31 protein-coding genes are annotated in these 25,167 nt (G+C 67.7%); 17 read left to right on the top strand and 14 right to left on the bottom strand.

Going from position 1 to position 25,167, the window contains the following annotated elements:
- The first annotated feature begins 226 nt into the window (after positions 1–226).
- From NGM10_RS00720 to NGM10_RS00710, 3 genes are all read left to right on the top strand, one after another.
- Positions 227–679, top strand: coding sequence for a ferritin-like domain-containing protein (locus NGM10_RS00720; RefSeq protein ID WP_253480738.1), 453 nt, complete (start codon positions 227–229; stop codon positions 677–679).
- A gap of 217 nt (positions 680–896) precedes the next feature.
- The gene (locus NGM10_RS00715) at positions 897–1,541 is read left to right on the top strand and encodes a DUF7504 family protein (RefSeq protein WP_253480735.1); all 645 of its coding nucleotides are present in this window, start codon (positions 897–899) and stop codon (positions 1,539–1,541) included.
- Positions 1,542–1,549: 8 nt separating this feature from the next.
- On the top strand, positions 1,550–3,676 hold the full coding sequence (locus tag NGM10_RS00710; protein ID WP_253480732.1) for a hypothetical protein: 2,127 nt from the start codon (positions 1,550–1,552) through the stop codon (positions 3,674–3,676).
- 1 nt (position 3,677) lies between these two features.
- Here NGM10_RS00710 and NGM10_RS00705 read toward each other — a convergent pair whose 3' ends face one another.
- Complete coding sequence (locus tag NGM10_RS00705) at positions 3,678–3,824, bottom strand: DUF7503 family protein (RefSeq protein ID WP_253480729.1); 147 nt, start codon at positions 3,822–3,824, stop codon at positions 3,678–3,680.
- Between the two features lie 157 nt (positions 3,825–3,981).
- Between NGM10_RS00705 and NGM10_RS00700 the strand changes: the two genes are divergently transcribed.
- From NGM10_RS00700 to NGM10_RS00690, 3 genes are all read left to right on the top strand, one after another.
- The gene (locus tag NGM10_RS00700; protein ID WP_253480727.1) at positions 3,982–4,299 is read left to right on the top strand and encodes a DUF5779 family protein; all 318 of its coding nucleotides are present in this window, start codon (positions 3,982–3,984) and stop codon (positions 4,297–4,299) included.
- A gap of 111 nt (positions 4,300–4,410) precedes the next feature.
- Positions 4,411–4,866: a universal stress protein gene (locus NGM10_RS00695; RefSeq protein ID WP_253480725.1), complete on the top strand. Its 456-nt coding sequence runs from the start codon at positions 4,411–4,413 to the stop codon at positions 4,864–4,866.
- Positions 4,867–4,977: 111 nt separating this feature from the next.
- Complete coding sequence (locus tag NGM10_RS00690) at positions 4,978–5,358, top strand: hypothetical protein (protein ID WP_253480723.1); 381 nt, start codon at positions 4,978–4,980, stop codon at positions 5,356–5,358.
- Positions 5,359–5,390: 32 nt separating this feature from the next.
- On the opposite strand, the gene NGM10_RS00685 is transcribed toward NGM10_RS00690, so the two are convergent.
- Positions 5,391–6,080 (bottom strand): VOC family protein, encoded by a 690-nt coding sequence (locus NGM10_RS00685; RefSeq protein WP_253480721.1) that lies wholly within the window; start codon positions 6,078–6,080, stop codon positions 5,391–5,393.
- A gap of 106 nt (positions 6,081–6,186) precedes the next feature.
- On the opposite strand from NGM10_RS00685, the gene NGM10_RS00680 reads away from it, so the two are divergent.
- Both NGM10_RS00680 and NGM10_RS00675 read left to right on the top strand, forming a co-directional pair.
- Positions 6,187–6,864, top strand: coding sequence for an MBL fold metallo-hydrolase (locus NGM10_RS00680; protein ID WP_253480719.1), 678 nt, complete (start codon positions 6,187–6,189; stop codon positions 6,862–6,864).
- Positions 6,865–7,112: 248 nt separating this feature from the next.
- On the top strand, positions 7,113–7,526 hold the full coding sequence (locus NGM10_RS00675; RefSeq protein ID WP_253480716.1) for a JAB/MPN domain protein-containing protein: 414 nt from the start codon (positions 7,113–7,115) through the stop codon (positions 7,524–7,526).
- On the opposite strand, the gene NGM10_RS00670 is transcribed toward NGM10_RS00675, so the two are convergent.
- The gene (locus NGM10_RS00670; RefSeq protein ID WP_253480713.1) at positions 7,527–7,736 is read right to left on the bottom strand and encodes a ribbon-helix-helix domain-containing protein; all 210 of its coding nucleotides are present in this window, start codon (positions 7,734–7,736) and stop codon (positions 7,527–7,529) included.
- A 109-nt stretch (positions 7,737–7,845) separates the two neighbouring features.
- On the opposite strand from NGM10_RS00670, the gene NGM10_RS00665 reads away from it, so the two are divergent.
- Entirely contained in the window at positions 7,846–8,229 is a 384-nt protein-coding gene (locus NGM10_RS00665) for a hypothetical protein (RefSeq protein WP_253480710.1), read from the top strand.
- Between the two features lie 22 nt (positions 8,230–8,251).
- Here the strand turns inward: NGM10_RS00665 and NGM10_RS00660 are convergent, their stop codons facing one another.
- Complete coding sequence (locus NGM10_RS00660; protein ID WP_253480707.1) at positions 8,252–8,524, bottom strand: DUF7111 family protein; 273 nt, start codon at positions 8,522–8,524, stop codon at positions 8,252–8,254.
- Between the two features lie 133 nt (positions 8,525–8,657).
- Between NGM10_RS00660 and NGM10_RS00655 the strand changes: the two genes are divergently transcribed.
- Together NGM10_RS00655 and NGM10_RS00650 are read left to right on the top strand one after the other, a co-directional pair.
- A complete protein-coding gene (locus NGM10_RS00655; RefSeq protein WP_253480703.1) occupies positions 8,658–8,822 on the top strand; it encodes a DUF1059 domain-containing protein in 165 nt (54 codons plus the stop codon).
- A gap of 86 nt (positions 8,823–8,908) precedes the next feature.
- Positions 8,909–9,190: a helix-turn-helix transcriptional regulator gene (locus tag NGM10_RS00650; RefSeq protein ID WP_253480700.1), complete on the top strand. Its 282-nt coding sequence runs from the start codon at positions 8,909–8,911 to the stop codon at positions 9,188–9,190.
- Between the two features lie 27 nt (positions 9,191–9,217).
- On the opposite strand, the gene NGM10_RS00645 is transcribed toward NGM10_RS00650, so the two are convergent.
- On the bottom strand, positions 9,218–10,360 hold the full coding sequence (locus tag NGM10_RS00645; RefSeq protein ID WP_253480697.1) for an acyl-CoA dehydrogenase: 1,143 nt from the start codon (positions 10,358–10,360) through the stop codon (positions 9,218–9,220).
- Positions 10,361–10,854: 494 nt separating this feature from the next.
- Entirely contained in the window at positions 10,855–11,094 is a 240-nt protein-coding gene (locus NGM10_RS00640) for a hypothetical protein (RefSeq protein ID WP_253480694.1), read from the bottom strand.
- A 131-nt stretch (positions 11,095–11,225) separates the two neighbouring features.
- Between NGM10_RS00640 and NGM10_RS00635 the strand changes: the two genes are divergently transcribed.
- Positions 11,226–12,287, top strand: a complete 1,062-nt coding sequence (locus NGM10_RS00635) for a phytoene/squalene synthase family protein (protein ID WP_253480691.1) — start codon at positions 11,226–11,228, stop codon at positions 12,285–12,287.
- Between the two features lie 104 nt (positions 12,288–12,391).
- Positions 12,392–12,703 carry a hypothetical protein gene (locus NGM10_RS00630; RefSeq protein WP_253480688.1) on the top strand — a complete coding sequence of 104 codons (312 nt, stop codon included), beginning with the start codon at positions 12,392–12,394 and terminating at the stop codon, positions 12,701–12,703.
- Positions 12,704–12,763: 60 nt separating this feature from the next.
- On the opposite strand, the gene NGM10_RS00625 is transcribed toward NGM10_RS00630, so the two are convergent.
- The 6 genes from NGM10_RS00625 to NGM10_RS00600 form a co-directional block, all read right to left on the bottom strand.
- On the bottom strand, positions 12,764–13,897 hold the full coding sequence (locus tag NGM10_RS00625; protein ID WP_253480685.1) for a hypothetical protein: 1,134 nt from the start codon (positions 13,895–13,897) through the stop codon (positions 12,764–12,766).
- An 89-nt stretch (positions 13,898–13,986) separates the two neighbouring features.
- A complete protein-coding gene (locus NGM10_RS00620) occupies positions 13,987–14,856 on the bottom strand; it encodes a class 1 fructose-bisphosphatase (protein ID WP_253480682.1) in 870 nt (289 codons plus the stop codon).
- Positions 14,853–15,647, bottom strand: a complete 795-nt coding sequence (locus NGM10_RS00615) for a class I fructose-bisphosphate aldolase (RefSeq protein WP_253480679.1) — start codon at positions 15,645–15,647, stop codon at positions 14,853–14,855. Before NGM10_RS00615 ends, NGM10_RS00620 begins: the two co-directional genes overlap by 4 nt.
- A 279-nt stretch (positions 15,648–15,926) precedes the next feature.
- Complete coding sequence (locus NGM10_RS00610) at positions 15,927–16,604, bottom strand: DUF7409 domain-containing protein (protein WP_253480676.1); 678 nt, start codon at positions 16,602–16,604, stop codon at positions 15,927–15,929.
- A gap of 129 nt (positions 16,605–16,733) precedes the next feature.
- Positions 16,734–17,462, bottom strand: coding sequence for a class I SAM-dependent methyltransferase (locus NGM10_RS00605; RefSeq protein ID WP_253480673.1), 729 nt, complete (start codon positions 17,460–17,462; stop codon positions 16,734–16,736).
- 140 nt (positions 17,463–17,602) lie between these two features.
- Complete coding sequence (locus NGM10_RS00600; protein ID WP_253480670.1) at positions 17,603–17,797, bottom strand: cold-shock protein; 195 nt, start codon at positions 17,795–17,797, stop codon at positions 17,603–17,605.
- Between the two features lie 158 nt (positions 17,798–17,955).
- Between NGM10_RS00600 and NGM10_RS00595 the strand changes: the two genes are divergently transcribed.
- From NGM10_RS00595 to NGM10_RS00585, 3 genes are all read left to right on the top strand, one after another.
- Complete coding sequence (locus tag NGM10_RS00595) at positions 17,956–18,753, top strand: YqcI/YcgG family protein (protein ID WP_253480668.1); 798 nt, start codon at positions 17,956–17,958, stop codon at positions 18,751–18,753.
- Entirely contained in the window at positions 18,750–19,334 is a 585-nt protein-coding gene (locus NGM10_RS00590) for a cysteine hydrolase family protein (RefSeq protein WP_253480666.1), read from the top strand. Before NGM10_RS00595 ends, NGM10_RS00590 begins: the two co-directional genes overlap by 4 nt.
- A gap of 187 nt (positions 19,335–19,521) precedes the next feature.
- Positions 19,522–20,382: a 3-hydroxyacyl-CoA dehydrogenase family protein gene (locus tag NGM10_RS00585; RefSeq protein WP_253480664.1), complete on the top strand. Its 861-nt coding sequence runs from the start codon at positions 19,522–19,524 to the stop codon at positions 20,380–20,382.
- Between the two features lie 27 nt (positions 20,383–20,409).
- Here the strand turns inward: NGM10_RS00585 and NGM10_RS00580 are convergent, their stop codons facing one another.
- Positions 20,410–22,227, bottom strand: coding sequence for a hypothetical protein (locus NGM10_RS00580; RefSeq protein WP_253480662.1), 1,818 nt, complete (start codon positions 22,225–22,227; stop codon positions 20,410–20,412).
- A 144-nt stretch (positions 22,228–22,371) separates the two neighbouring features.
- The gene (locus NGM10_RS00575; RefSeq protein WP_253480660.1) at positions 22,372–23,214 is read right to left on the bottom strand and encodes an NAD-dependent epimerase/dehydratase family protein; all 843 of its coding nucleotides are present in this window, start codon (positions 23,212–23,214) and stop codon (positions 22,372–22,374) included.
- 118 nt (positions 23,215–23,332) lie between these two features.
- On the opposite strand from NGM10_RS00575, the gene NGM10_RS00570 reads away from it, so the two are divergent.
- Complete coding sequence (locus NGM10_RS00570; RefSeq protein ID WP_253480658.1) at positions 23,333–25,111, top strand: acyl-CoA carboxylase subunit beta; 1,779 nt, start codon at positions 23,333–23,335, stop codon at positions 25,109–25,111.
- The last annotated feature ends 56 nt before the right edge of the window (positions 25,112–25,167 follow it).

Genomic DNA, 25,167 nt, shown 5'->3' with positions numbered 1-25,167 from the left:
ATTCGACGGCCACTCCGGACGAAACCGACGGACACCAACGTCCTGAGACTCGGGGGAAGACATTATACGTCCTTATATCGAGGCGGCGCTCGGACGAGCGCCGCCCGCGACGCGACCGTTCGTTCCGAGACCCGAGCGGCGCAAGCGAAGTCGGGCGCGGGTCCGGCCCGAGGCAAGTCGGGCCACCACAACGATAACGGGGTTGGGGGCCGAATACTCGAACGTCATGACGAACGACGAGGTCACGCAACTGCTCAAGAAGGCGTACAGCGACGAGATCGAGACCGTGATGAACTATCTCACGAACTCCATCATCCTCGACGGCGTGAGCGCCGAAGAGGTCAAAGAGAGCCTCGAAGTCGACATTCAGGAGGAACTCGGTCACGCCGAGATGCTCGGCAACCGCCTCAAGCAACTCGACGAGCGCCCGCCCGCCTCCTACGACTTCGAGGCCCACCAGGAGAGCCTCCAGCCTCCGGAGGACAGCACCGACGTACTGTCGGTCATCGAAGGGGTCCTCGACGCCGAGGAGGACGCCATCGAGACGTACCGCTCGCTCATCACGGCCGCGGGCGACGAGGACCCCGTCACCGAGGACATCGCGGTGACCATCCTCGGCGACGAGGAGGCCCACCGAACCGAGTTCCGCGGCTTCAAGCGCGAGTACCGGCAGGACTGACCGCGTCGGTCCCCACCGTCGTCGGCGTCGATTCGCTCCGCGAGGACGGGTCCCGTAACTCGGTGGTGCGCTCGCGCCGGTAGCGCCCCCGAGAAACTGTTGGTTCAGGTACAGTCAGACACAAAATTTTATTTTCATCGACTGTGTGGTGTGAGTCGAGATGCCATTCGAGCGGGCAACGACTCGCGGGGACGGTTCGACTCGCGAGTTTAGGGAGGTGTTAACAAGGCTCAAGCAGGACGGGTGCAATCTCCTGGTGACGGGCGCGGTGTCGGAGGACGTGACCGAGCAGGCGACGCGGACCCTGCTCGGCGCGCCGGACGAAGACCGAAAACGGATCGTCGCGCTCGCCGACTCGGGCGGGCGCGCGGTCGACGAGCGACTCCCGGCGGGCGTCGATGCCACGGGGTCGGACGTGTGGGTCGTCGACCAGCGCGCCCACCGACGGTCGGTGCCGCGCGCGGCCGAGTCGGGCGAGGTCGACCTGCCGACGCCCGGAGACGACGACGGACTCGCCCAGTTGCGCGAGGAACTCGTGATCGCCATCGACTACTTCGACGGCGCGACAGACGACCTGGGCCCCTCGGAGCTACGACTGTCGGTGTCGTCGCTCGGGTGGCTTGCCCACGAACACGGCCCCGACGCCGTCACGAGGTTCGTCCGCAGCGTCTCCGCGATGGTACGCGGGGTACGCGGCATGGCCCACTACCACCTGCCGCGGCCCGACGACGACGACCTCGTCGACCGACTCTCGCCGCTGTTCGACGCCCGCATCGAACTCCGCAAGCGCGACGGTCTCCCGACCGAGCAACGCTGGCACGTCCCCCGGCACGACCAGACGACCGACTGGGTACGCCTGTGAGGTGAGCAATGGACCCCACGTTCACGAACGCCCCGAACCGAGACGGTATCGAGATAACCGACCCCATCGAGAGCGCCCGCTTCGCGCTCTACACCCCCGCGCCCGTCGACCCGACGCCGACGGACACCGACGAGTTCTACTTCCCGGTCGACTCGGCGGTCGCGGTCGAGACCGACGCGCTCGTCGTACCGAAGCTCGCGAACGTACTCGTCCGCACGCAGGACGGCGACCTCGTGGCCGACAACGCCGACCACGTCAACCGGTCGCTCGCGCCCGGCGCGTACAACGTCGAGCTCAGCACCGCGCCGATGAAGCTCTACCTGTCGGTCGAGAGCGCTATCGAGGTGCGCCACGACGAGACCACCGTCACCGTCGCGTTCGAGGAGGTCACCGAGGTCAGGGTGGGCGCGCGGTCGTTCCACGACCGACCCGCCGGAACCGTCACGACGACCGCCGACCCGGTCGGCGCGATGGACGCCATCTCCCTGCTCGGGTCGGCGCTCAAGACCACCTCGCCCGAGCGTAGCTTCCCGACGCTACGCGGTCACCCGCCGCTGATAGAGGTCGGCGACGAGTTCGACGCGCCGGAGGGAATCTCGCGGCCCGAGACGGGCGTCCGGCTCGAACTCCCCGCCGACTACGAGTACGTCTACCCCGCGGCGTCGCTGGCGTACTACCTCGGCGCGGCAGTCGTGCCCGGCGAGGAGCCCCGACTCGTCACCGACGAGGGGTTCGAGTACCCCCTCGACGGCCCGCTGGGCTACGAGCGAACGGTCGGGCGGGTCCTCCGCCAGACGTTCTTCTTCGACTGCGTGACCCGCACCGAGGGCTACTATCAGGTCGACCTCCACGAGCGCCGCGCGGTCGAACCCCTCCTCGACCTCGACTTCGCGGCGCTGTACGACGCGTCGCTGGCCGAGCGCCTCGACGCCTACCTCTCGGTCGACTTCGAGACGGTCGCCGACCACGTCCCGGACTGGAACCTCACGACCGACGTGATGGCGATTCCCGACAACGCCGAGGTGCTCCCGTTCGTGGCGAACGAACTCGCGCTGGTGCGGTGCCCGCGCGACCCGACCGCGGCGTCGGTCAGCCCCGCGCCCGAACCCCTCGACGAGTTCTTCCGGAGCCGACCCCCGCGCACGGACGGCGGGGTCGCCGGGAGCGACCCCGCCGACTTCACTCGGAGCACGACCGAATCCAGCGCGTCGCCGCCCGCGCAGGGCGAGATATTCAACCCCGAACCCGCCGAGACGATAGAGCACGCGTGGGTCGGCGAGGGGTTCCCGCTCGGTGCCAACAAGGCCACCATCGACTCCTACCGGCGGCGAATCGAGCGCGCGCCTCCGGACAAGACAAGCATCGAGATACATGTGGTCTGCAACGACGAGCGCATGAAGGAGGAGGGCCTCGTCGAGGAGCTCTACGGCCTCCGGGACCTCCTGCGGTTCGACGTGTCGGTCCACTACGAACTGACGACCGACGAGCTCCGGGAGGTGCTGGCGACCCCCGCCGACTTCCTCCACTACATCGGCCACGTCGACGACCAGGGGATGCGGTGTCCCGACGGCCACCTCGACGCGCGCTCGCTCTCGGAGGTGGCGGTCAAGTCGTTCGTCCTCAACGCCTGCCGGTCGTACGCGCAGGGCGAGGCGCTCGTCGAGGCCGGAAGCTACGGCGGCGTCGTCACGCTCGCGGAGGTCGCCAACAGCGTCGCCACCGACATCGGTCAGACCCTCGCGCGCCTGCTCAACTGCGGGTTCCCGCTCCGCGTGGCGCTGTCCATCGTCAAGGACACCACGCCTTCCGCGTACCAGTACACGACTGTGGGGGATGGCGGGATGACGCTGTGTCAGAGCGAGAGCGGGTGTCCGACATATCTGCAAGTCGAACGAGCAGATGAGTCCGTGTTTCAAGTTAAAATACGAGAATCGTTGACTCCGAAATTCGGTCTAGGGTCGATGTGTACGCCTAACATCCGTGAGACCCCTATTCGTCATTTAGCATCCGGAAGTGGACGAAAGTTTCGGGTTTCGGCTTCGGAACTCCAAGAGTTCCTTAAACTAGAAGCTATGCCAGTAGAGATCGATAAGACGCTTTACTGGAGCGACGAATTACTGGTAGAGAACCTTTGAGTCAGGGTCCATTCGTCGTAGATTGCGCATTCGCCATCACGTTCCCCGCCTGCATCATCAGCAGGCAGATCGTGAACAGCGCGCCCATCATCCGCGGGTGCTCTTCGAGGAACTCTGCCATCGTGTCGGGTGCCTTTCTGTGTGCCATGGGTACACTAACCACGATGACGCCCGTCGCATTGAAACTGTCTAAAAAGGTGCAATAGAAAGCTTATTAATATATGTTGCGGCCGATTATTTAAAATGGTCGATTATCAACGTTCTCGGAGCGAAGAGTTTTTGTTCGCGAGTGCGAGCGAGCGGGTATGAGCAGTGGTTTCGACCTCGACCTCAACGCGGTCGAACGGGAGATAGAATCGGCCGAGGACGGCGACGGCGGCGACGGCGAGGGGACCGACCGCCGAATCGTCCTCGGGGTGCTCGACGGGACGACCGACGACACCGAGTGGTTCCGGGTCGTCGAGCGCGGCGACGTGCTGGTGCTGGCGGTCGAGGGCGACCTGCCGGAGCTGGCGGCCGACCTCGCGCCGCGCGTCAAGGAGCGGGGCGGGAACCTCGTTCACTTCCGGGAGTTCCTGCTCGTGACGCCCGCCGACGTGCACGTCGACTCCGACCGACTCTGAAGGGGGCCGTGTCGCCCGGCGTTCGCATCGAAACGGGAAGTCTCTTTCTCCGGTTCCCGATTTCCGGTAACCGACCTGATTTCTTTGGTGGCCCGCGACGAACTATCGGGTATGTACGACAGCATCCTGCTCCCGACCGACATGAGCCCCGGCGTCGACCGCGCCATCGAACACGCCATCGACGCCGCCGACCGCTACGACGCCGACCTCCACGTCCTCTACGTCGTCGACGCCGACGCGTACAGCTCCTACCCCGGCGACGAGTACGTCCACGAGTTCGAGGGCCTCGAAACCGCCCTCGAACGGGCGGGCCGCGACGCGGTCGAGGAGATCGCCGAGACCGCGGCCGAGTCCGGCGTCGAGACCCGCACCGCGATTCGCCACGGCGTCCCCCACGAGGAGATACTCGCGTACGCCGACGAGGCCGACATCGGCCTCACCGTGGTCGGGTCGAAGAACCGCTCGGGCGAGTACCGCCGACTACTCGGGAGCGTCGCCGAGCGCGTCGCTCGCATGGCCGAGCGCCCCGTGACCGTGGTGAAGACGCCCGTTCCGGCCGACGAGTAGGCCGGGTGCGAACTCGTTGCCCGAGCGTCCGCCCGGCCGAACGACCGACTGTCCGGCCGTCCGAACGACCGAAAACGTTGACTGTCGCGGCGTCGTTGCGTTCGGGAACCGATGACAGCGACCGAACGCAGGCCCCGAGTCGTCGCCGACGTGCGAGCGTGGTCCGGCCTCCAGTGGGCCGCCGTAGCGTTGCTGGGGTCGCTCGCCGGGATTCACGTCTACCTCGGGTTCGTTGCGGCGCACTCGCCGTTCTTCGTCGCGGCGGGCGGGTTCGCCACACTTGTCGCGGTCTTCTTCACCCGGTTCTGGGCGGCCATCCTCTACGTCGTCGGCGTCGGATTCGTGCTGGCGCTCGGCGTCGTCTGGGTGTTGACGGGTGCGCAGTTCCTGGAACTCGGTCTGTTCACGGGGGTCCTCAGCCTCGCCTTCTGCGCGGTCGGGCTCTACCTGTTCGAGGCCGACGACTCGCGCCACGCACGGTTCGGGGAGTAATCCCGGCCCCCGATTTCCGCGCGACGGACGAATCATCCGAACGTCAGGTAGTGACCGTCCGGGTCGCGCACGCGCACGGCCTCCCGGTCTGGGTCCTCGACTTCCTCGACCGAACAGGCCCGGTCGGCGACCGCGTCGGCCGCCGCCTCCGGGTCCTCGGCCGCGAATCCCACGTCGACGTGGAGGCCGCCGCGGGCGTCGGCGATGCCGAGCTGTGGCTCCCAGAGTTCGAGGTCGACCGGGCCGCCGAGTCGGACCCGTCGCCGTCGGTCGCCGCGGTCGGTCGGCTCGAACCCGAGGTCGGTGTAGAACGACTCCGCGCGCGCGAGGTCCTCGACCTCCAGCACGATCTCGAACACGCCCGAGATGGGGTCGTCGCCCTCGCCGACGCCGCCGATCTCGACGCAGTTGCCGTCGGGGTCGTAGAAGTACAGCGACCGCGACCCGCCGAAGTCGAACTCCGTGAGGTCGAACTCCGGGCTCAGGCGCTCGCGCCACGCGTCGTAGCGGTCCGGCGGCGCGGCGAACGCGTAGTGGGTGTGGACCCCGCCGCGGGGCACCGCGCCGGGTTCCCGGAGGACGAGGGCGGCGTCCCCGGCGTCGAAGACCACCTCGCCGTCGCGCTCGCGGGCCACCGACAGGTCGAGGTGGGTCTCGTAGAACGACCGGGCGCGGTCGAGGTACTTCGCTTCGAGCGCCAGCCAGCGGAGCCCCGAGAGCATCGCTCCCGGCTACGCGCGCCCGGCGCTTAAAACCGGGGTCGAGAGAGGGCGAGACCCCGCCCCTCCGAACCCGAACATTTTGTGAGTCGGGTCCGTAGGTCCGGACATGCCGATGAAACGGACCCGACCCGCGACCGACTACGACGTGATCGACCGCTGGGAAGGCGGTGTCGGCTGGATCGCCCACCCGGACGAAGCGATGTTGCGGGCGAGTCACGCCCTCGCGGTCGACGACGAGGTGTGGGTCGTCGACCCCGTCGACGCCCCCGGCGTCGACGACCTGTTCGCGGAGTTCGGCGAGGTGGCGGGCGTCGTCGTCCTGCTGAACCGCCACTACCGGGACGCCGACGAACTCGCACAGCGCCACGACGTGCCGGTCTACGTCCCCGCGTGGTTCGACCGCGCCCCCGACCTCTCGGCGGAAGTCCGGCGGTTCGACGAGACGCTCCCCGGCACCGACTACCGCCTGCTGAGGGTCTTCGACCGCTTCGGCTGGGAGGAGGGCGCGCTCTACGACGAAGACGAGGGGACGCTCCTCGTACCCGAGAGCGTCGGCAACGCGCCCTACTTCACCACCGACGACGAGCGGCTCGGCGTCCACCCGATGATGCGACTCTTCCCGCCGTCTGTGCTCCGGGGCCTGCGACCCGACCGGGTGCTGGTCGGCCACGGACCGGGCGCGCTCGACGACGCCGCCCGCGCGCTCGACGACGCGCTCGGCGGCGCACGCCGCCGAGCGCCGACCCTGTTCGCTCGAAACTTCCGGATGCTCTTACCGGTGTAGCCTCATATCCCTCCAGTCGTCTCCCTCGATGGCCGATAATTTTTTGCGAAAGCGATGGAAACGACAGGACATGCCTTCCGTCCGAGAGCTCGTCGGCCGGAACGAGGTGAGCCGTCGGTGACGCTCTCGTTCGGCAGTACGTCGGACCGGTCGAGATACGCGACCGCATCGAGCGCTCGACTCGCGGCGGAGGTCTACGGCTCGAACGGGACGATGCTCTTAAGCGCGGAAAGCCCCAATAGCTCGGCGTGGTGTACGCGACTCGGGGACTGGTGGCCGCGCTACTCGACCTCGCGGCGGAGGCCGAACCGGACGCGCTGAACGTCTCGCTGGCGGTCACCCCCGCCGCGGAACTCCACGGAGAGGCCGACGCGCCGTCGGATGCGTCGGTGTTCACCCACTTCTACCCGCCCGACGCCGGGAACTCGATAACCGCGGTGTTCGGGGTCGACCTCTCGATTCCCGCCGGACAGACTCAGGGCCGGTTCATCTCCCACCCGAGGGGCGACCTCGGCGTCTCGAAGACCGACGACCTCCACGAGGCGATGCTGGTCGCGGTGCCGCCGTGGGACGAGTCGTCGGTCGCGGCGTTCGACCGGTCGGGTCGCCGCCAGCCCCTGGAGTTGCTGGACGCCGAACCCCCCGGCGAGTCGCTGGTCTGATCACTCCAGATAGCCGAGTTCGCGGAGCTGACCCGTTATCTCCTCGAACTCCGCCTCCGTGAGTTTGCCCTCCTTCTGGTGCTGGATGACGATGCTCCGGAGCAGGAACCGGACGAGGTCGCTCGTCGACGAGAAGCTTGTGCCCTCGATGGTCTCCTCGACGCGGTCGGCGAGGTCCTTCGGAATCGAGACGGTAGTGTAATCTGTCATGGAAGAAGATGGGGTCGCCCGCCGGATAGATGTTGTCCTCCGGTCGTCGGTCCCGCCTACACGACTAGTAATACACAATATGTTTATGTGTGTCGGATAATATGTACGCGTGGACGATTTGAAAACAGGCTCCTACGACGTATCGGCCGACCCGAAAGAGAACCGACTGTATCTCGAACTCACCGGAAGGCTCGGTGAAGACCGGCTCCAAGCGGCCGCACGCGAGGCGGTCGCCGAGGCCGAACGGCTCCGCGAGGGGTTCGACATCGTCAACGACCTTTCGGGGTTCTCACCGCCGAACCCCGAATCCGCGGAGGCCATCAAGGAAGCACAGGCCGAATTGATGGAACTCGGGGTCGACCGCGTCGTTCGCATCGTCGACGAGGACACGAGTACCGTGGTCGAGAACGCGTTCAAGCGCCGGTCTCGGAAGGTCGGCTACGAGGGCATGTCCGCCGACTCGATAGAGGAAGCCGAACAGATGCTCTCGTGACCCTCCTCGCGGCTTCAGACGGTCACATCCCCATGTCGGCGGCCTCGTCGGGCACCGGGAGGTCGCCGGGCGCGACCCCGAGGAGTTCCCCGACGTGGTCGAGCGCCATGTCGAACCCGTAGTAGCGTTCGAGTTCGTCGCCGTCGGCGGTCGGCCGGACCTTCAGCATCGCGTACCCCTCGACGTTCTGGGCGACGGCCGCAGTCGCTCCGCTCGGGCCGTCGAACGCGAGGACGCGCTCGCCGTCGCGCTCGAAGTAACGGGCGGTGATTCCGTCCGCGGTCTTCTCGGTCATGGCTGGGGGTTCGGACCCCCGCCAGTCGAAGCTACCGATTCGTTCCGGTCGGGTCGCGACTCGGACCCCCCGGGAAGGGCCACGGTAGCTTTATGCACTCCGGCGTGCCATTCGGACTGGGGGTTGACAACAAATGCCAAAGCACATGTCCTGCCGAGAGCAGGGAATGGACTGCGACTTCGAGATCACCTCGGAGAACGAGGACGAGATGGTCGACTTCGTCCAAATCCACGCCCGAGCGGTCCACGACAAGTCGATGTCCGAGGACGACGTTCGCGGGATGCTAGACAACACCTGAGCCGAGCGGTCGAACGCCCGCTCGAACCACCTTCTTTTCGCGCCCGAAGCGCAAACGTCGTATTCTCGCGGCGGGACGTTCCTCGCATGACCAGATGGCTCCAGAGCGGCCGACGCCGCGACCTCTGCGCCCTGCTGTACGACGAGGGACCGCTGCGCGGCCAGCGACTCAGGACCGCGCTCGAAGACCACTACGACTCTCGCATCGACTCGCGGTCGTTCTACGGCGCGATGGATGCGCTCGTCGAGCAGGGTTTCGTCGAGAAGCGCACCGAGGGCATCCACGACGCCTACGCGCTGACCGAGCCGGGCGAGCGCCGGGTCGAGGAGCACTTCGAGTGGTTGCGCGGGAGGGTGGGGGACGAGTGACGTGAGTCGGTCGAGGAGAACCCGCCCTCAGTCCAACAGCTCGTTCGCGATGGTGTTCCGAAGCACCTCGCTGGTCCCCTCGTAGATCTCGTTGAGCTTGGCGTCCCGGTAGTACCGCTCGACGTCGAAGTCGGTCGTGTAGCCGTAGCCGCCGTGGATCTGGATGCCCTCGTTCGCGACCTCCCGACTGATTTCGGAGGCGTAGAGCTTGGCCTGGGCGGCGTGCTTGATGAAGTCCTCGCCGCGCATCTTGCGGTCGGCGGCGCGGTGCATCAGCATCTTGGCGGCCTGGACCTTGGTGTCCATGTCGGCCAGCTTGTGCTGGATGGTCTGGAACTCCGAGATGGGCTGGTCGAACTGTTCGCGGTCCTGCGCGTACTCCAGCGAGTCCTCCAGCGCCGCGCGCGCGAGGCCGATGGAGCGCGCCGCGATGGTGATTCGCCCGCCGTTGAGGGTCTTGAGCGCGTGGACGAACCCGCGGCCCTCCTCGCCGAGCAGGCGCTCTTCGGGAATTCGCATGTCGTCGAACCGCAGTTCCGCGGTCGGACACCCCTTGTCGCCGAGCTTGTGCTCGGTGCCCTCGACGTGGAAGCCCTCGTCCTCCTCGGGCCGGACGACGAACGACGAGATGCCCCTGTTGCCCGCTTCGGGGTCGGTCTTCGCGAAGACCGTGACGGTGTCGGCGACCGAGCCGTTCGAAATCCAGAGCTTGTTGCCGTTCAGGACGTACTCGTCGCCGTCCTTCTCCGCGGTGGTCTCCATCGCGGGCACGTCCGACCCCGCGCCGGGCTCCGAGAGCGCGAACGCGCCGATGTCCTCCCCGCGGTTCAGCGGCGTGAGGTACTCCTGCTTCTGGTCCTCGTCGCCGAACTCGTAGAGCATGTTGCCCGCGAGGCTGGTGTGGGCCGCGACGATGGTTCCCAGCCCGCCCGACCCCCGCGATATCTCCTCCAGCCCGATGGCGTACGAGTGGTAATCGAGGCCCGCACCGCCGTACTCCTCGGGGAACGGCATCCCCATCAGGCCGAGGTCGGCCATCTGGTCGACGAGGTCGGCGGGGAACTCGTCGGACTCGTCTATCTCCTCGGCGCGGGGCTTGATCTCCTCGTCGGCGAACTCCGCGACCATGTCGCGTATCTGGGACTGCTCGGTCGAGAGGCTGAAGTCCATGGGCAAAAGTTGCGCCGGACGCGCCCTGTAGTTTTCCCTTCGCGTCGAACCCTCTCGGGAACTTTTCGGATTTGTGATGGTGAATTCGAGAGTAACTGAGGGGAAGTGACCGTGAATTCAGCCTCGAAAGCCCCCGCTCGCTACGCCACGGAGGAACAGTCACTGTGGATTCAGCCTCGAAAGCCCCCGCCCGCTCGCTACGCCACGGAGGAACAGTCACCGTGAATTCAGCCTCGAAAGCCCCCGCCCGCTCGCGGTCGCTGACCGACATATCCGCGGCTCTCCGCAACGCCCGCCGCGGATAGGGGTCGGTCAGACGACCACGGCCTACGGCCGCGAGCGGGCGGCCCCTTTCAGTCCCACCCCGGGGTTAATGTCACCGGGCGATTCTCGGTGGAGTGTGTCACCGGGCGATTCTCGGTGGAGTGTGTCACCGGCCGACTCCCGTGGTCCGTGTCACCGGCCGCGAGTCGCCAGTAGCGTCGGCTTTCCGCCTACATCAGCCGTTTGCGAACGTCGTTGGCCGCGACCGCGCCCTGCACCGCCCACGACAGCCCCGGGTACCGCGGCGCGACGCTGGCCGCGCCGAGGTAGAGGAACGCCTTCTGGGGGTTGCCGTTCCGGAACGCGATGGCGGCCTGCGCCAGCAACGACACGACGTTGAGCCTGTCCCTGCGAACGTCGAGGGGTCTGCCAGCGAGCACCTTCGCGGCGTCCTTCGGGGTCGGAATCATGTGTGGGCTAGAGCGGGCCGACGCGAATAAGCGTTCGGCCCGAACGGGTGTCGGACGCCCCGGCCACGGCGGTTCGAGCCGTCTGCTTTGCTCAAGTTTTTCTGTGTTCAGCACTAAGGGTGCGAAAGTCAATGGATACGGAGCCGCCCAGCGAGCGTACGGCGGACGCCGAGATGGACTGGTGTTTCCGGGCCGTCCGCGGCGTCTCCCGAACGTTCGCGATCACTATCGACGTGTTGGAAGAGCCGATGAAGTCGGCCATCTGCGTGGGGTATCTCCTGTGTCGCGTCCCGGACACCGTCGAGGACGCCGGGCACATTCCCGCCGACGAGCAGGTGCGACTGCTGGAACTGTACGACCGGGTGCTCGACCCCGACGACCCGACGACCATCGAGACGTTCTTGGAGGAGGTCGAGCCGTGGCTTCCCGCGCCCGAGGAGCGCGACGACGACTGGCGGGTCGTCGCGGAGGCCGACAGGGTGTTCCGGGCGTTCGACGCCCAGCCGACCGACGTCCGGGAGGCCGTCCGCGGGCCGGTCCGCGAACTCGTCTCCGGGATGGGGCTGTTCGTCGAGCGCTACGCCGACGAGGGGGGCCTGCGCATCCAGACCATCGACGAACTCGAGGAGTACTGCCACTACGTCGCCGGGACCGTCGGCGAACTCATCACCAACCTCGCCACCCGGAACGGCGTCGAGGGCGTCGGCGAGCGCCGCCTCTACGAGTGCGCCGAGTCGTTCGGTCGCCTGCTCCAGCTGGTGAACATCGCCAAGGACGTCCGCGACGACTACCGCGAGGAGAACAACGTCTACCTGCCCGCGACGTGGTTGCGGTCGGAGGGCGTCTCGCCCGAGAAGGTGACCGCCCCCGAGAACGAGGCGGGGGTCGCGGCGGTCGTGCGCCGGACCGCCGACCGCGCGCGGAGCTACCTCGGCGACTCCCAGACGTACCTCGAATCGGTCCCGCTGGAGGGCGGCAACACGCTCTCGGCGTGGGCCATCCCCTACCTGCTCGCGGTCGGCACCCTCCGGGAGGTCCGCGACCGACCGCGCGACGCGGTCCGGGACGCCAGCATCAAGGTCTCGCGCGAGGAGGTCCACGCGGTCATCGGCGCGCTCGCCGGTGACTCCGACCGCGAGACGGTGGGCGACGTCCGCGAGACCATCGCGCGCGAGCCGTACCACCGAGCGTAGGTCGGCGCTCCCCAACCGTTCGACGACGAATCGAGTCCCAGCTCGTCGCCGACGCCGCGAGACCGGCCCACAGACTCAACCGACTCGCCGACCAATCGTGGCCCATGTCGATGGTGACGTACACGCTCGTCGTGAGCGAGGGCGACGAGCGAGCGGGAATCACCGGGGACGTGTACAACGACGGCGGGACCATCGAGGAGTCGGTGTACATCGACTACCGCGACCACGGACTCGCCCCCCGCGGGGAGGGCGACTCCGACGAGCGCCGCAGGCAGACCACTGCCGACGTGACCACGCTCAATCTGGACGTGGCGCGCGACGACGGCGGGTTCGCGTTCCGCCTGCTCGCCGACGGCGACCGGGAGCTACTGACCGAGCGCGTCAGCGACGACGACTGGGGATTGGGCGAGGCGTAGCGACGCCCGGCGACTCGGCGGCCCGCCCGCGGGCCGCCGAGTCGCCGGGTCGTCGGACCCTCACAGGGACGCCGCGACTTCGAACGCCGCCGAGAACGATGCGAGCGCGGCGACCGGAACCCAGACCGAGCGGGTGCGCTCGTAGGCGACCGCAGCGACCCCCACGGTGACCGCGTGGCCGAGCGCGTAGCCGACGAACGCCCCGCCCGGCGATTCGAGCGCGAGTCCCGCCCCGCCGAGCAGGAGCACGACCGCGACGATTCCGAATCCGGCCGCGGCGGTGAGACCGCCGTTCACGATACGCTCGCCGAGCGCCCGCCAGACGCCGACCGCGAGCGCGGCGACCGCCGCGACGAGCGCACCCGCGACGACCACGCCACCCAGCGCGGCCACGCCCTCGACCCGGGGCAACCGCGCGAACGCCACGCGGTAGACCGCGACGAGGACCGTCACGCCAGCGACCGCTGCGGTCGGCCCGGCGTGGTCGCGGAGGGTCTCTTGAACCGCGCCGTGAAAGGTGACCGCGGTCCCGAACGCGCCGAACGCCGACCCGACCGCCGCGCGCGAGACGACCGCCCAGCCCGGCGCCGACCCCGCGTACTCCGGGCCGAGGAGCCAACTCGACGGGAATCCGGGAGCGAACCGGGCGACCGCCCACAGCGCCACTGCGAGCAGTAGCGGTATCAGGACCGCGCCCGCCACCGTCGGGAGCGTGGACCGGTCCGGCGGTTCGAACCGGAGTCGGTCGCCCCACACGCGGAGGTACGCGACCGCGGGCAGTCCCATCCCCGCGACCGAGACCAGAAGCGGCCCGAGCAGGTACCGACCGGGCGCGACGGCGCTCGCGTCGGCGGCCCCGAGCGCGGTGTAGACACCGACCACGAACAACAGCCCGCACGCCAGCGCGACCCGAATCCGTTCGTCGGAGTCGAGGCGCGGTTCCTCGCGCGACTCGCGGTACGCGAGGTACCCGATTCCGGCGACCGTTCCCCCGACCACGGCGTAGACCGCGGTTCCGAACACCTGCGCGTCGATGCGGTACGGATGCAGGTCGGCGACGGCCCGCGCGAGTCCGGAGAGGAGGTGTTGGGACACCGCCAGCGCCACCAGGAGGGCGGCGAGGAGTCCGTACTCGACGACTCCGGAGGAGGCCCCCCGAACGCCGTTGTGCAGTCGGACGCCGGAATCGCTCATGCCAGAACGTAGTTAGCGCGCTGATATAAAATCGGGTGTCGGGCGGCGATTCGCACCAGCGCGTCCGACCGGGAGGGCGTCGGGGCGGGCTACCGGAACGCAGACTCCAGTCGCTCGACGAGGTCGGCATTCCCGACGTACATCGGCGTCCGCTGGTGGAGTCCCTCGGGGTCGGCGTCGAGCAGCGACTCCGCGCCGTTCGAGGACGCGCCGCCCGCCGACTCCACGATGTGGGCGATGGGGTTGGCCTCGAACTGGAGGCGTAGCTTGCCCTCCGGCCGGGATTCGAGTTCGGGGTAGGCGAACACCCCGCCGTACGTCAGCACCTGATTCACGTCGCCGATCATCGCGCCGCCGTACCGGAGCTTGAGCTCGCGCTCTATCTCGCGGGCGTACTCGGCGAACCGGTCGGTCCAGTCGGGGACCCGGCCGCCGAAGCCGTAGACGGTGGGGTCGTCGGGCAGAGTCAGGTCCTCGCCGACCGCGCGCCGCTCGTCGCCCTCGATCACGTACTCGGTGACCTCGCCGTCGCGGGCGACCACCATCGTCGTGATGGGGCCGTAGAGGACGTAGGCCGACGCCACGAGGTCGCGGCCTCTCGCGGGGAGGTCGGCGTCGTACACGCCGACCACGGTGCCCATCGAGTTGTTCGACACGAGGTTCGACGAGCCGTCGAGGGGGTCGACCGCGACCGCGAGTGCACCTTCGCCAGCGTCGACGACCGCCTCGCGCTCCTCGCTGGCGAACTGGCCGACGCCCTCGATGGCGGTGAGCCGCTCTTCGAGGAGTCGGTCGGCCCACACGTCGGCGGCCAGTTGGGTCTCGCCGCTGGGGTTCTGCTCGTCGGCCTTCCGGCGGCGACCCGCGAGCCCGCCCCGAATCTCGGGCGCGGTGCGGGCGACCGTCTCGATGACTCGCGAGACCGGGTCGGCGTCGGTGTCGGCGTGGGCGTCGCTCATCCGTCGAGGGCTTCGTCGGCGGTCGCGTCCTCGAAGATGACCTTCTCCAGCGCGTCGAGGATGGCCTCGGGGTCGTCGCGTTGCCAGACGTTGCGGCCGACCGCGAGGCCCGACCCGCCCGCGTCCATCACGGCCTCGACGCTGGAGAGGAACTCGTAGTCGCTGACCTTCGACCCGCCGCTCATCACGACCGGCATGTCGCCCGCCGACCGGACGGCCCACTCCATCGACTCCCTGCTACCGGGGTACTTGACCTTCGCCATGTCGGCACCGATTTCGAGCGCGATGCGGGTCGCGTACGCGATGACGCTCTCTTTGGTGTCGTTCTTCAGCCCCTGCCCGCGGGGGTACGACCACATGACGACCGGGAGGTCGTACTCGCTGTGGGCCTCCTCCTGAACGTCGCGGAAGTCCTCGTACATGTCCTTCTCGTTGTTCGACCCGGAGTAGACCGTGTAGCCGACAGCGTCGGCACCGAGTTCCGCGGCGTACTCGACCGACCAGTTCTGCGGGGAGTGGGGCTCGCCCATCCAGAGGTTGCTCGTCCCGTTGAGCTTCGCCAGCAGGTTCACGTCGTCGTCGTAGGAGGGGTAGTAGGTCTCGGCGACGCCCTTCTGGACCGCCAGCGCCGTGACCGCGTCGTGGGTCCCGATGTCGAATATCTTCTCGGGGTCGAGCGTCTCGGGCACCGAACCGAAGTCGGCCGAGGGGCCGTGCTCCAGTCCGTGGTCGTAGGCGAGGATGAGCGACTTCCCGTCGCGCGTTACCGGGGAGCTGTCGAGCGGAATCATCGTTTCCAAATCCGACTAGCTCACATAAGAGTTTACTGGTCAGAACCGCGAACCCCAGTTTCAGAATATGTCGGTATCAGGCCCTCTAGGCTCCGAATTCGGAGTTTCTAGTTCCAGTAAAAATACTACAGATGTAGTTAATTTCGGCCCCATCGGAACCCCCTCGACCTCGGAGTCGCGACACGCGCGCACGCCGGCGCGGTCGGCCCCGCCCGCGGGCGGGGCCGACCGCGCGGCGGCGTCGCTACGGACGGCTGAGACTTCGCAGAACGTGCGATCTCACGCGAGGTCGCGCGCGGCGTCGCGCCACTCCGTGACCCGGTCGGGGTCGAGTTCGAGCGAGTCGGCGACGTGTTCGGGGTCTGCGGTCGCGAGGCTCCGGACGGAGGTGACGCCAGCCTCCGCCAGCACCTCGGCGATCTCCTCGTCGACGCCGGGCACGTCGGTTATCGGGTCGGGCTTGCTCCGCTCGCGCCACGCGGCCTCGGCGGCCTCGGCCGCGCCGCTGCCGTCGGTCGAGGCCCTGCCGGTCGGGGTCCAGTCGCCGTCGGTGGTCTCGGTCGTCTCGGGTTCGGCCGACTCCCAGTCGCCACTGCTCGCGGCGACCCACGCGCGCTCGCCGTCCTGCAGGCCCCGAACCTTCTCGGAGCGCTGTTCGAGCGAATCGTCGCTCTCGTCGCTCCCGCCGAACGACCAGTGGAGCGAGTGCTCCTTTCGCAGGCGGGTGGCGACGCCGGGGTTCACGCCCGCGTCGACGAGCATCTCGTAGGAGACGGACTTGTCCGGAATGGCTGTCGCGTCGAACTCGGCGTCCTCCAGCACCGCCGCGGTCGCCGGGCCGACCCAGCGGACGTCGGTCGGGTCCGTCACGTCGTCACGGGACGCCGGGCCGTCGGCCGACGGGCGGCGCTCGTCGGCGTCGGGGGCTTGGTCGTCGGGGGCGTCGTTTTCGCTCACGGGGCGTCACCAGTCGTTTCGGACTCACACTCCCGATGCTTGAATGTTTTGCATGGGGTGGAAGAAGTTAGATAGTTTCTTCTGAAAATCGGCTGGAACCTTCGATTCGACGACGAACCGGGACTCGGGCTACGCGGGTCGGAACGCCCGGAGTGTGTCGCGGTCGAGCGACTCAGTGTCGACCTCGGCGAGCCCCAGCTCCGTGAAGACCCGGTTCCAGTCGCGGTAGTACAGCGGGACCTCCTCGTCCACGTAGTTCACGTCGGGAGCGGCGACATCGCTCCCGGCGGAGGCGTCGTCTTCGACCGCTCCGTCGCCCCCGGCAGGGGCGTCGCCGCCCTCCGGGCCGTCGCCCTCGTCGTCGCCGCCCTCCGGGCCGTCTCCGGCCGGGCCGCTGGCCTCGCCGTCCTCGACCTCCACCGTGAGGAGGAGGTCGCCGGTGATTCGACACACCTCCTCGAACACCCACGCGTCGTCGGGGTGGATGTGCTGGAGCGTCTCGACCGAGAAGACCGCGTCGAACCGGTCGTCCCCGAAGTCGGTGACGGCGTTCTCGATGGCGTCGGCGCGGAACGTCCCCTCGTCGGCGAGGTCGGGGTACGCCTCGGCCATCACCTCGAACGACTCGTCGTTGATGTCGATTCCGTGGAGGTCCCGGAAGCCAGCCTCCCGGAGGTGCGCGAGGTGTCTGCCCGAACTACACCCGAGTTCGAGCACTGCCGCGTCCGGCCCGACGACCTCCTCGATTCGGGCGCGGACCGCGTCGCTCGCCTCGTCGGGCCCGTAGTAGGCGTAGTAGTCCGGCGAGTACTCCCCCGACCGCTCGGCCCACCGTTCCCTGACGTCGTTAGAATTCACTACTGCGGAGTCGAGCGCCAGCCGTAAAGTCCCCACGACCGACGCGCGTCTCGAACTCCGGTTCGCTCCGGCTCGCTCCGGCTCGCTCCGATTCACGTCGCTCGTTGCGATATTCGCAAAAATCGCTCGGTGGGACCCCGCTACAGCCGCTGCAGGTTCTTCGCTCGCGGGCCCTTGTCGGCCTGCTCGATGTCGAACTCGACCTCTTGGCCCTCTTCGAGGTCTGGGCCGCCGACGTCCTCCATGTGGAAGAACACGTCCTCGTCTGCGTCGTCCGTTTCGATGAAACCGTAACCGCCTGTGTCGTTGAAGAAGTCGACCTTCCCTTTCGCCATTGTGAATCGAACCTCGTCGTGACACAGGTGCCGGACGCAGATACGTCTACTGGGCGAACGCGGTCCGGCCGTCGCTCCGCGGCTCGGAACTCGGCAGGACACGGCCGACGCGACCGCGTTGCGAAACGATTAGAGCCGCTGGCACCGTACTCCTCTGCATGAACGAACCCGGTCTCCACGTACTGCTCGACCAGCAGGCGGTCGAGGCCCGAGTCGAACGCGGCGACCTCCCCGACTGGGCGGTCGCCCACTACGAGAGCTTCCACGAGGGGATACTGCAGGAACGAAACGGCACGCCGTTCCCCTGCTACTTCGGCGTCGAGTCCGAGCGCGAGGGGATGGGTCTGTACACGTTCTGTGACTCCACGACCGACAAGGACGCGCTGTTCGACCTCGGTGAGACGCTCGTCGAATACCTCGACACCTACCGGGACCACAGCGAGCGCGCGCCTCTCACCGTCTTCTTCAGGGTCTCCGAGGACCTCTCCGAGGCCGAGTACCACGAGCGACTCTGGCACGTCCTCCAGTTCCTCCACGTCCACGACCCCGAACCGTGGCCCGAGGACATCCCGACCGACCCCGACCACGACCGGTGGGAGTTCTGCTTCGGCGGCGTCCCGATGTTCCCGACCTCCCGCGCGCCGTTCTACGACGACCGCAAGAGTCGCTACTGTCCGGTCGGTCTCGAAGTCACGTTCCAGCCGCGGGACCTCTTCGACGGCGTGACTGCCGACACGGAGGCGGGCCAGCGCGCTCGCGACATCATTCAGGACCGCCTCGAAGACTACGACGGCGTCTGTCCCCACGCCGACCTCGGCGACTGGGGCGTCGAGGGCGACCGCGAGTGGAAGCAGTACCTCTTCTCGGCCGACGAATCGCAGGCACCCGACGAGCCTCCGATTCGCGTGACGCGAGAACATCCCAAGGTCGAGTCGGAGCTGCTGGTGGGTGCATGACCCTCGACCTCCCGCCCGACCCGGTCCTCCTGCTCGTGGACTTCCAGCGGGGGTTCGACGAGCCCGGGTGGGGCGAGCGCAACAACCCCGACGCCGAAGCGCGCGCTGGCGACCTGCTCGCGGCGTGGCGCGAGGCCGACCTCCCGGTCGTCCACGTCCGCCACGACTCGCGAGAACCCGACTCGCCGCTCCGGGGCGACCGCGAGGGGTTCGCGTTCCTGCCCGCGCTCGCGCCCGCAAGCGGGCGCGAGCGCGAAGTCGAATTCGTCAAGCGCGTCAACGGCGCGTTCGTGGACACCGACCTCGAAGCGTGGCTCCGCGAGCGCGGCCACGAGACGCTGGTCGTCGCGGGACTCACCACCGACCACTGCGTCTCGACCACGACCCGGATGGCGGAGAATTTGGGGTTCGACCCCGTGGTGGTGGCCGACGCGACTGCGACCCACGACGGCGAGGCCCCCGACGGGACTCCGATTCCGGCCGCACGGAACCACCGGGTCGCGCTGGCTCAGCTTCGAAGCGAGTTCGCGCGAATCGCCGACAGCGACGAGGTGCTGGCGGCGCTGGGCGAGTCAGTGTAGACGGGACTGGCGCAGACCGAACTGGCGCAAACCGAACTGGCGGAATCGCGTCGGACGCCGCCGTCGGCGGCGTCCGACGCGTTCGGTCGCCGTCGCTCGGGTCGGCTCTCGTCGGCCATTCCCCTCCTCACTCGCGTCGTCGCTCGCCTTCGGTAGGCTTACGACCCGACCGCAAGAATTGCCGACCATGGTACGCACGCTCGACAGCATCGAGAGTATCGGCGTCGTCGGCGCGGGAACGATGGGAAGCGGCATCGCGCAGGTCGCGGCCCAGTCGGGCTACGACGTGGTGATGCGCGACATAAAAGAGGAGTTCGTCCAGAACGGCTTCGACACCATCGAGGACAGCCTCGGGCGGTTCGTCTCGAAGGACAAGCTCACCGAGGACGAGGCCGAGGCGACGACTGACCGGATCACGGGCACCACCGACCTCTCGGACCTCGCCGACTGCGACCTCGTGGTCGAGGCCGCGGTCGAGGACATGGACATCAAGCGGGACATCTTCGCCGACTTGGACGAGGAAGTCCCCGACGACGTGGTGCTGGCCACGAACACCTCGACGCTCTCGATTACGACCATCGCGTCGGCGACCGACCGCGAGGAGCAGGTCGTCGGCCTCCACTTCATGAACCCCGTGCCCGTCATGACGGGCGTCGAGGTCGTGGTCGGCGAGAAGACCGCCGACGAGGTGACCGACCTCGCTCACGCGCTCGCAGAGGACCTGGGAAAGGAGACGTGGGAGTCCGACGACAAGCCGGGGTTCGTCACCAACCGCATCCTGATGCCGTGGATAAACGAGGGTATCCGGGCCTACGACGAGGGCGTCGCCTCCAAGGAGGACATCGACACGGGGATGAAACTCGGCACGAACGTCCCGATGGGTCCCCTCGAACTCGCCGACCACATCGGACTGGATATCTGTCTCGACGCGAGCGAGACCCTCCACGAGGAACTGGGCGATAGGTACAAACCGGCCTACCTCCTGAAGCGGAAGGTCGACGCGGGTGACCTCGGCAAGAAGACGGGCGAAGGCTTCTACGAGTACTGACGATTCGGTTCGCGTTCTCTCCCGGAGTCAGTCCTCGAATCCGTCCTCCTCTATCATCTCGACGAGAGGCTCGGGGAGGTACTCGTCTTGGCCGGTCGTGACGACGGCTTCGAGCCAGCCACCGTCACAGTAGTGGGCCGGGTCGTCGTCACAGGCTTCCTCGACGTCGAGCTCCCCCAGCACGTTGTGCAACAGCTCGTGGACGGCCATGTTCCGCTGAACATCTTCGTCGGCCGTGGTGTCCACGATGGTGAACGTCCCCGGAACCTCGCCGTAGCCGTCGTAATCGACGTTCGACTCGAAATCGAGGAAGAGGGCCTGGTGGTACACGTCGGCCCTGTCGCCCAGTTGCTCTCCGTGGTGGTCGGCTTCGAGTCGTCTGAAGTTCTCTCCGTCGAACGTGACCGACTCACCGACCGAGCCGTCCGATTCCGTGTGGAGGTCGATACCGGTCGACCCGTCCGGGTTCTCGACGGGCATCTCCGCCCACTGGCGGGCGACCGACGACCGGAAGCCGTCGTCGGTCCCACCGACGTTTTCGGCGTGGTTCGTCTGGACGTACAGGTCCATCTGAAGCGGGTCGGCACCCGGCAGTTCGACGCCGCCGGGCGTCTCGCCCTCGACTTCCCACCCGTCTTCGAGTCGGTCACCGTCGGTGTCGGGGTCGGTGGGGTCGGTGTCGTGTTCCTCGACCTCCTCGCCGTCTTCGAGTCCGTCGTCGTCGGTGTCGGCGGTCGTCGGGTCGGTGTCGTACTGCTCGACCTCGTCGTCGTCGTCGAGTCCGTCGTCGTCGGTGTCGGCGGCGGTCGGGTCGGTGCCGTACTCCTCGACCTCCTCGCCGTCGTCGAGGTCGTCACCGTCGGAGTGGGGTTCCGTGGGGTCGCTTCCGAACTCCTCGACCTCTTCGCCGTCTGCCAGCCCGTCATCGTCGGTGTCGGCAACGGTCGGGTCGGTGTCGTACTCCTCGACTTCCTCGCCGTCTTCGAGTCCGTCGTCGTCGGTGTCGGCGGCGGTCGGGTCGGTGTCGTAGTCGTCGAGTTCCTCGGGGTCGTCGAGACCGTCCCCGTCGGTGTCGGCCTCGGCGGGGTCGGTACCGTACTCATCGACCTCCTCGCCGTCGTCGAGACCGTCCCCGTCGGTATCGGTTTCGGTGGGGTCGCTTCCGTACTCATCGACCTCTTCGCCGTCTTCCAGTCCGTCGCCGTCGGTGTCAGCCTCGGTCGGGTCGGTGTCGTGTTCCTCGACCTCCTCGCCGTCGTCGAGTCCGTCGTCGTCGGTGTCGGCGGCGGTCGGGTCGGTGTCGTGTTCCTCGACCTCCTCACCGTCTTCTAAGCCGTCGTCGTCGGTGTCGGCGGCAGTCGGGTCGGTGTCGTAGTCGTCGAGTTCCTCGGGGTCGTCGAGACCGTCGTCGTCGGTGTCGGCCTCAGCGGGGTCGGTGCCGTACTCCTCGACCTCCTCGCCGTCGTCGAGACCGTCGCCGTCGGTGTCGGTTTCGGTGGGGTCGCTTCCGTACTCATCGACTTCCTCGCCGTCTTCGAGTCCGTCGTCGTCGGTGTCGGCGGCGGTCGGGTCGGTGTCGTGTTCCTCGACCTCCTCGCCGTCGGCCAGTCCGTCGCCGTCGGTGTCGGGGTCGGTGGGGTCGGTGCCGTACTCGTCGAGTTCTTGGCCGTCGTCGAGACCGTCATCGTCGGTGTCGCCGTCGAGGGGGTCGGTCCCCTCCGCGAGTTCGAACGCGGCCGGAACCCCGTCGTCGTCGAGGTCGATCACGTTCGTCCCGGCGACCACGCCGCTACTCGAAGCCCCCAGAACGAGTATAAATAGTAACACATATCTGGATGTCGACATGGGGGATACGATACAGAGACCCCATTTATAATTTCTCCTTCGAGGGGTACGGCTAACATATCAAACGTCTAAAATCAAGAACGACCGTTCTCCCCACGCGACCGGGTTCATCCGCGGCGAGGGGGACCACGTCCGGTTCTCGGTTCAGCGCTCGGGCGGCGCGTCCCACTCCTCGCCGCTGTCCTGCGGGTCGTACCCCAGTACCTCGCGGGCGTGGTCGAGGTCGAACCATCGGCGCTCGGGGTCGTTGTCGCTGACCCCGTAGAAGATATCGAACGTCACGGAACCGTCGTCGAGACAGCACTCGACCATGTGGGCGAGGTCCCGGCGGGAGTGCCACATCGCCTTCATCCGCGCGACCATCTTCTCGTACTCCTCGCTCCCGCGCTCCCAGTCGCCCCGGTCGACCCCGCGCTCGGCGTCGCCGTAGGGGTGGTCGTACTCGGGGTCCCGGACGCTACAGATACGGATGGCGTAGAACGAGATACCGCGGTTCTCGGCGTAGTACCGCCCGAATCCCTCGCCGCAGACCTTCGACGCGCCGTACGGCGAGTCGGGCCGGACCGGTCCGGTGTGGTCCACCGTCAGGTCGAAGTCGGGGTGGTAGATGTCGGGCGCGTTCTCGACCTCGTACATCCCGACGACGTGGTTCGTGGAGGCGAACACGAACGTCTCGACGCCCGCGTCGGCGGCGGCTTCGAGCGCGTTCCGGGTCCCGACGACGTTGTTCTCCAGCACCTCGGGCCACGAGCCGTCCGTACTCGGGTAGCCCGCGAGGTGGACCACCGCGTCCTGACCGTCGAAGGCGGGCCGGATGGCGTCGTAGTCGGTCACGTCGGCCACCACGGTGTCGTAGTCGGGGCGGGACTCGCGGCCGTCGTCCCCGTCGCCCGGTTGCTCGCGGTCGAGCAGGGTGAACTCCCGGTCGAGGTGGTCGGTTATCGCGCTGCCGACGGTGCCGTGCGCGCCGGTGAGCAGTACGTCCATACATCGAGACGTGCGCGAGCCCCCTTAGTTCGACCGGGGCGTGCTACCGATTCGCTCGGGGTTTCTTGCCGTATCCGAAAGGGAAAACTGTTTGAAATCCCGCCCCGGATTCCGAACCATGAAAGTCCGCATCAGCGACGGGGCGACCGACGAGGAGGCCTCGGCCATCGCGGAGGCGCTCTCCCAGCACGTCCGCGACGAGGTCGAGGTGTACGTCGGCGACGCAGACACTCCCCGAGCGGTCCGAGAGGGACCGGTCGCGGGGTCGGGGCCCGACCCCGCGACCGCGAGCGAGGCCGGGAGCGAGACCGACGACCTCGGCCCGACCGACCGCGAGGAGGCCCTCTGGGACGAAATCGAGGACATCGAGCTGGGCGGCCCCGAGAAGTACAAGGACCGACTCGAAGCGCAGGGCAAACTGTTCGTCCGCGACAGGCTGGACCTCTGGTTCGGGGAGGACGGGATGCTGTTCGAGGACGGCAAGTTCGCCAACTTCGACGCGTGGCACCCCGACAGCCCGGAAGTCGAGGACGAGAACGACGACCGCCTGCCGGGCGACGGCCTGCTCACGGGCGCGGCCGAGTTCGAGGGCCGCGAACTCCACTTCATGGCGAACGACTTCACGGTCAAGGCGGGGTCGATGGCCGAGAAGGGCGTCGAGAAGTTCCTCCGGATGCAACAGCGCGCGCTCAAGTCGGGCAAGCCCGTCCTCTACCTGATGGATTCATCGGGCGGCCGAATCGACCAGCAGACCGGCTTCTTCGCCAACCGCGAGGGCATCGGCAAGTACTACTACAACCACTCGATGCTCTCGGGGCGGGTCCCCCAGATCTGCGTGCTCTACGGCCCCTGCATCGCGGGCGCGGCCTACACGCCCGTCTTCGCCGACTTCACCATCATGGTCCGGGACATGTCGGCGATGGCCATCGCCAGCCCCCGGATGGTCCAGATGGTCACGGGCGAGGACATCGAACTCGAAGAACTGGGCGGTCCGGACGTTCACGCGCGAGAGTCGGGGAGCGCAGACCTCGTGGCCGACGACGAGGAACACGCCCGCGAACTCGTCGCCGACCTCGTCTCGTACCTGCCCGACAGCGCCGACGAGAAGCCTCCGAGGACCGAGGGCCGAGCGCCCGCGAAGTCCCCGGAGGGCATCGACGCCGTCGTCCCCCAGGAGCCCAACAGGGGCTACGACATGACCGACCTCATCGACCGCGTGGTCGACGAGGGCTCGTACTTCGAACTCAAGCCCGAGTACGGCAAGGAGATCATCACCGCGTTCGCCCGCATCGACGGCAGACCGGTCGGAATCGTCGCAAACCAGCCCGCCCAGCGCGCGGGGGCCATCTTCCCCGACGCCGCCGAGAAGGCCGCGGAGTTCATCTGGACCTGCGACGCCTACGAGATTCCCCTGCTCTACCTCTGTGACACCCCCGGCTTCATGGCCGGGAGTCAGGTCGAGAAGGACGCCATCCTCGAAAAGGGCAAGAAGTTCATCTACGCCACCTCCTCGGCCACGGTGCCCAAGCAGACCGTGGTCGTCCGGAAGGCCTACGGCGCGGGCATCTACGCGATGGGCGGCCCGGCCTACGACCCCGAGAGCATCATCGGCCTTCCGTCCGGCGAGATCGCCATCATGGGGCCCGAGGCCGCCATCAACGCGGTGTACGCCCGGAAGCTCTCGGCAATCGAGGACGAACAAGAGCGCGCCCAGATGGAGCAGGAACTCCGCGAGGAGTACCGAGAGGACATCGACATCCACCGGATGGCGAGCGAGGTCGTGGTGGACGAGATAGTGCCCCCGAGCACGCTCCGGACCGAACTGGAGAACCGGTTCGCGTTCTACGAGGGCATCGAGAAGGACCTCCCGGACAAGAAGCACGGCACGATTCTGTGAGGCCGGTAGTGGCGGCCTCAGCGAGCGTCGAGTCGCGGTGAAACGGACTCTCGCCC

It is taken from the genome of Halorussus salilacus, assembly GCF_024138125.1.
Classification (GTDB): Archaea; Halobacteriota; Halobacteria; order Halobacteriales; family Haladaptataceae; genus Halorussus; species Halorussus salilacus.
The sequence above is the reverse complement of the archived record's forward strand: the minus strand, read 5'-3'. Positions and strand labels throughout refer to the sequence as shown.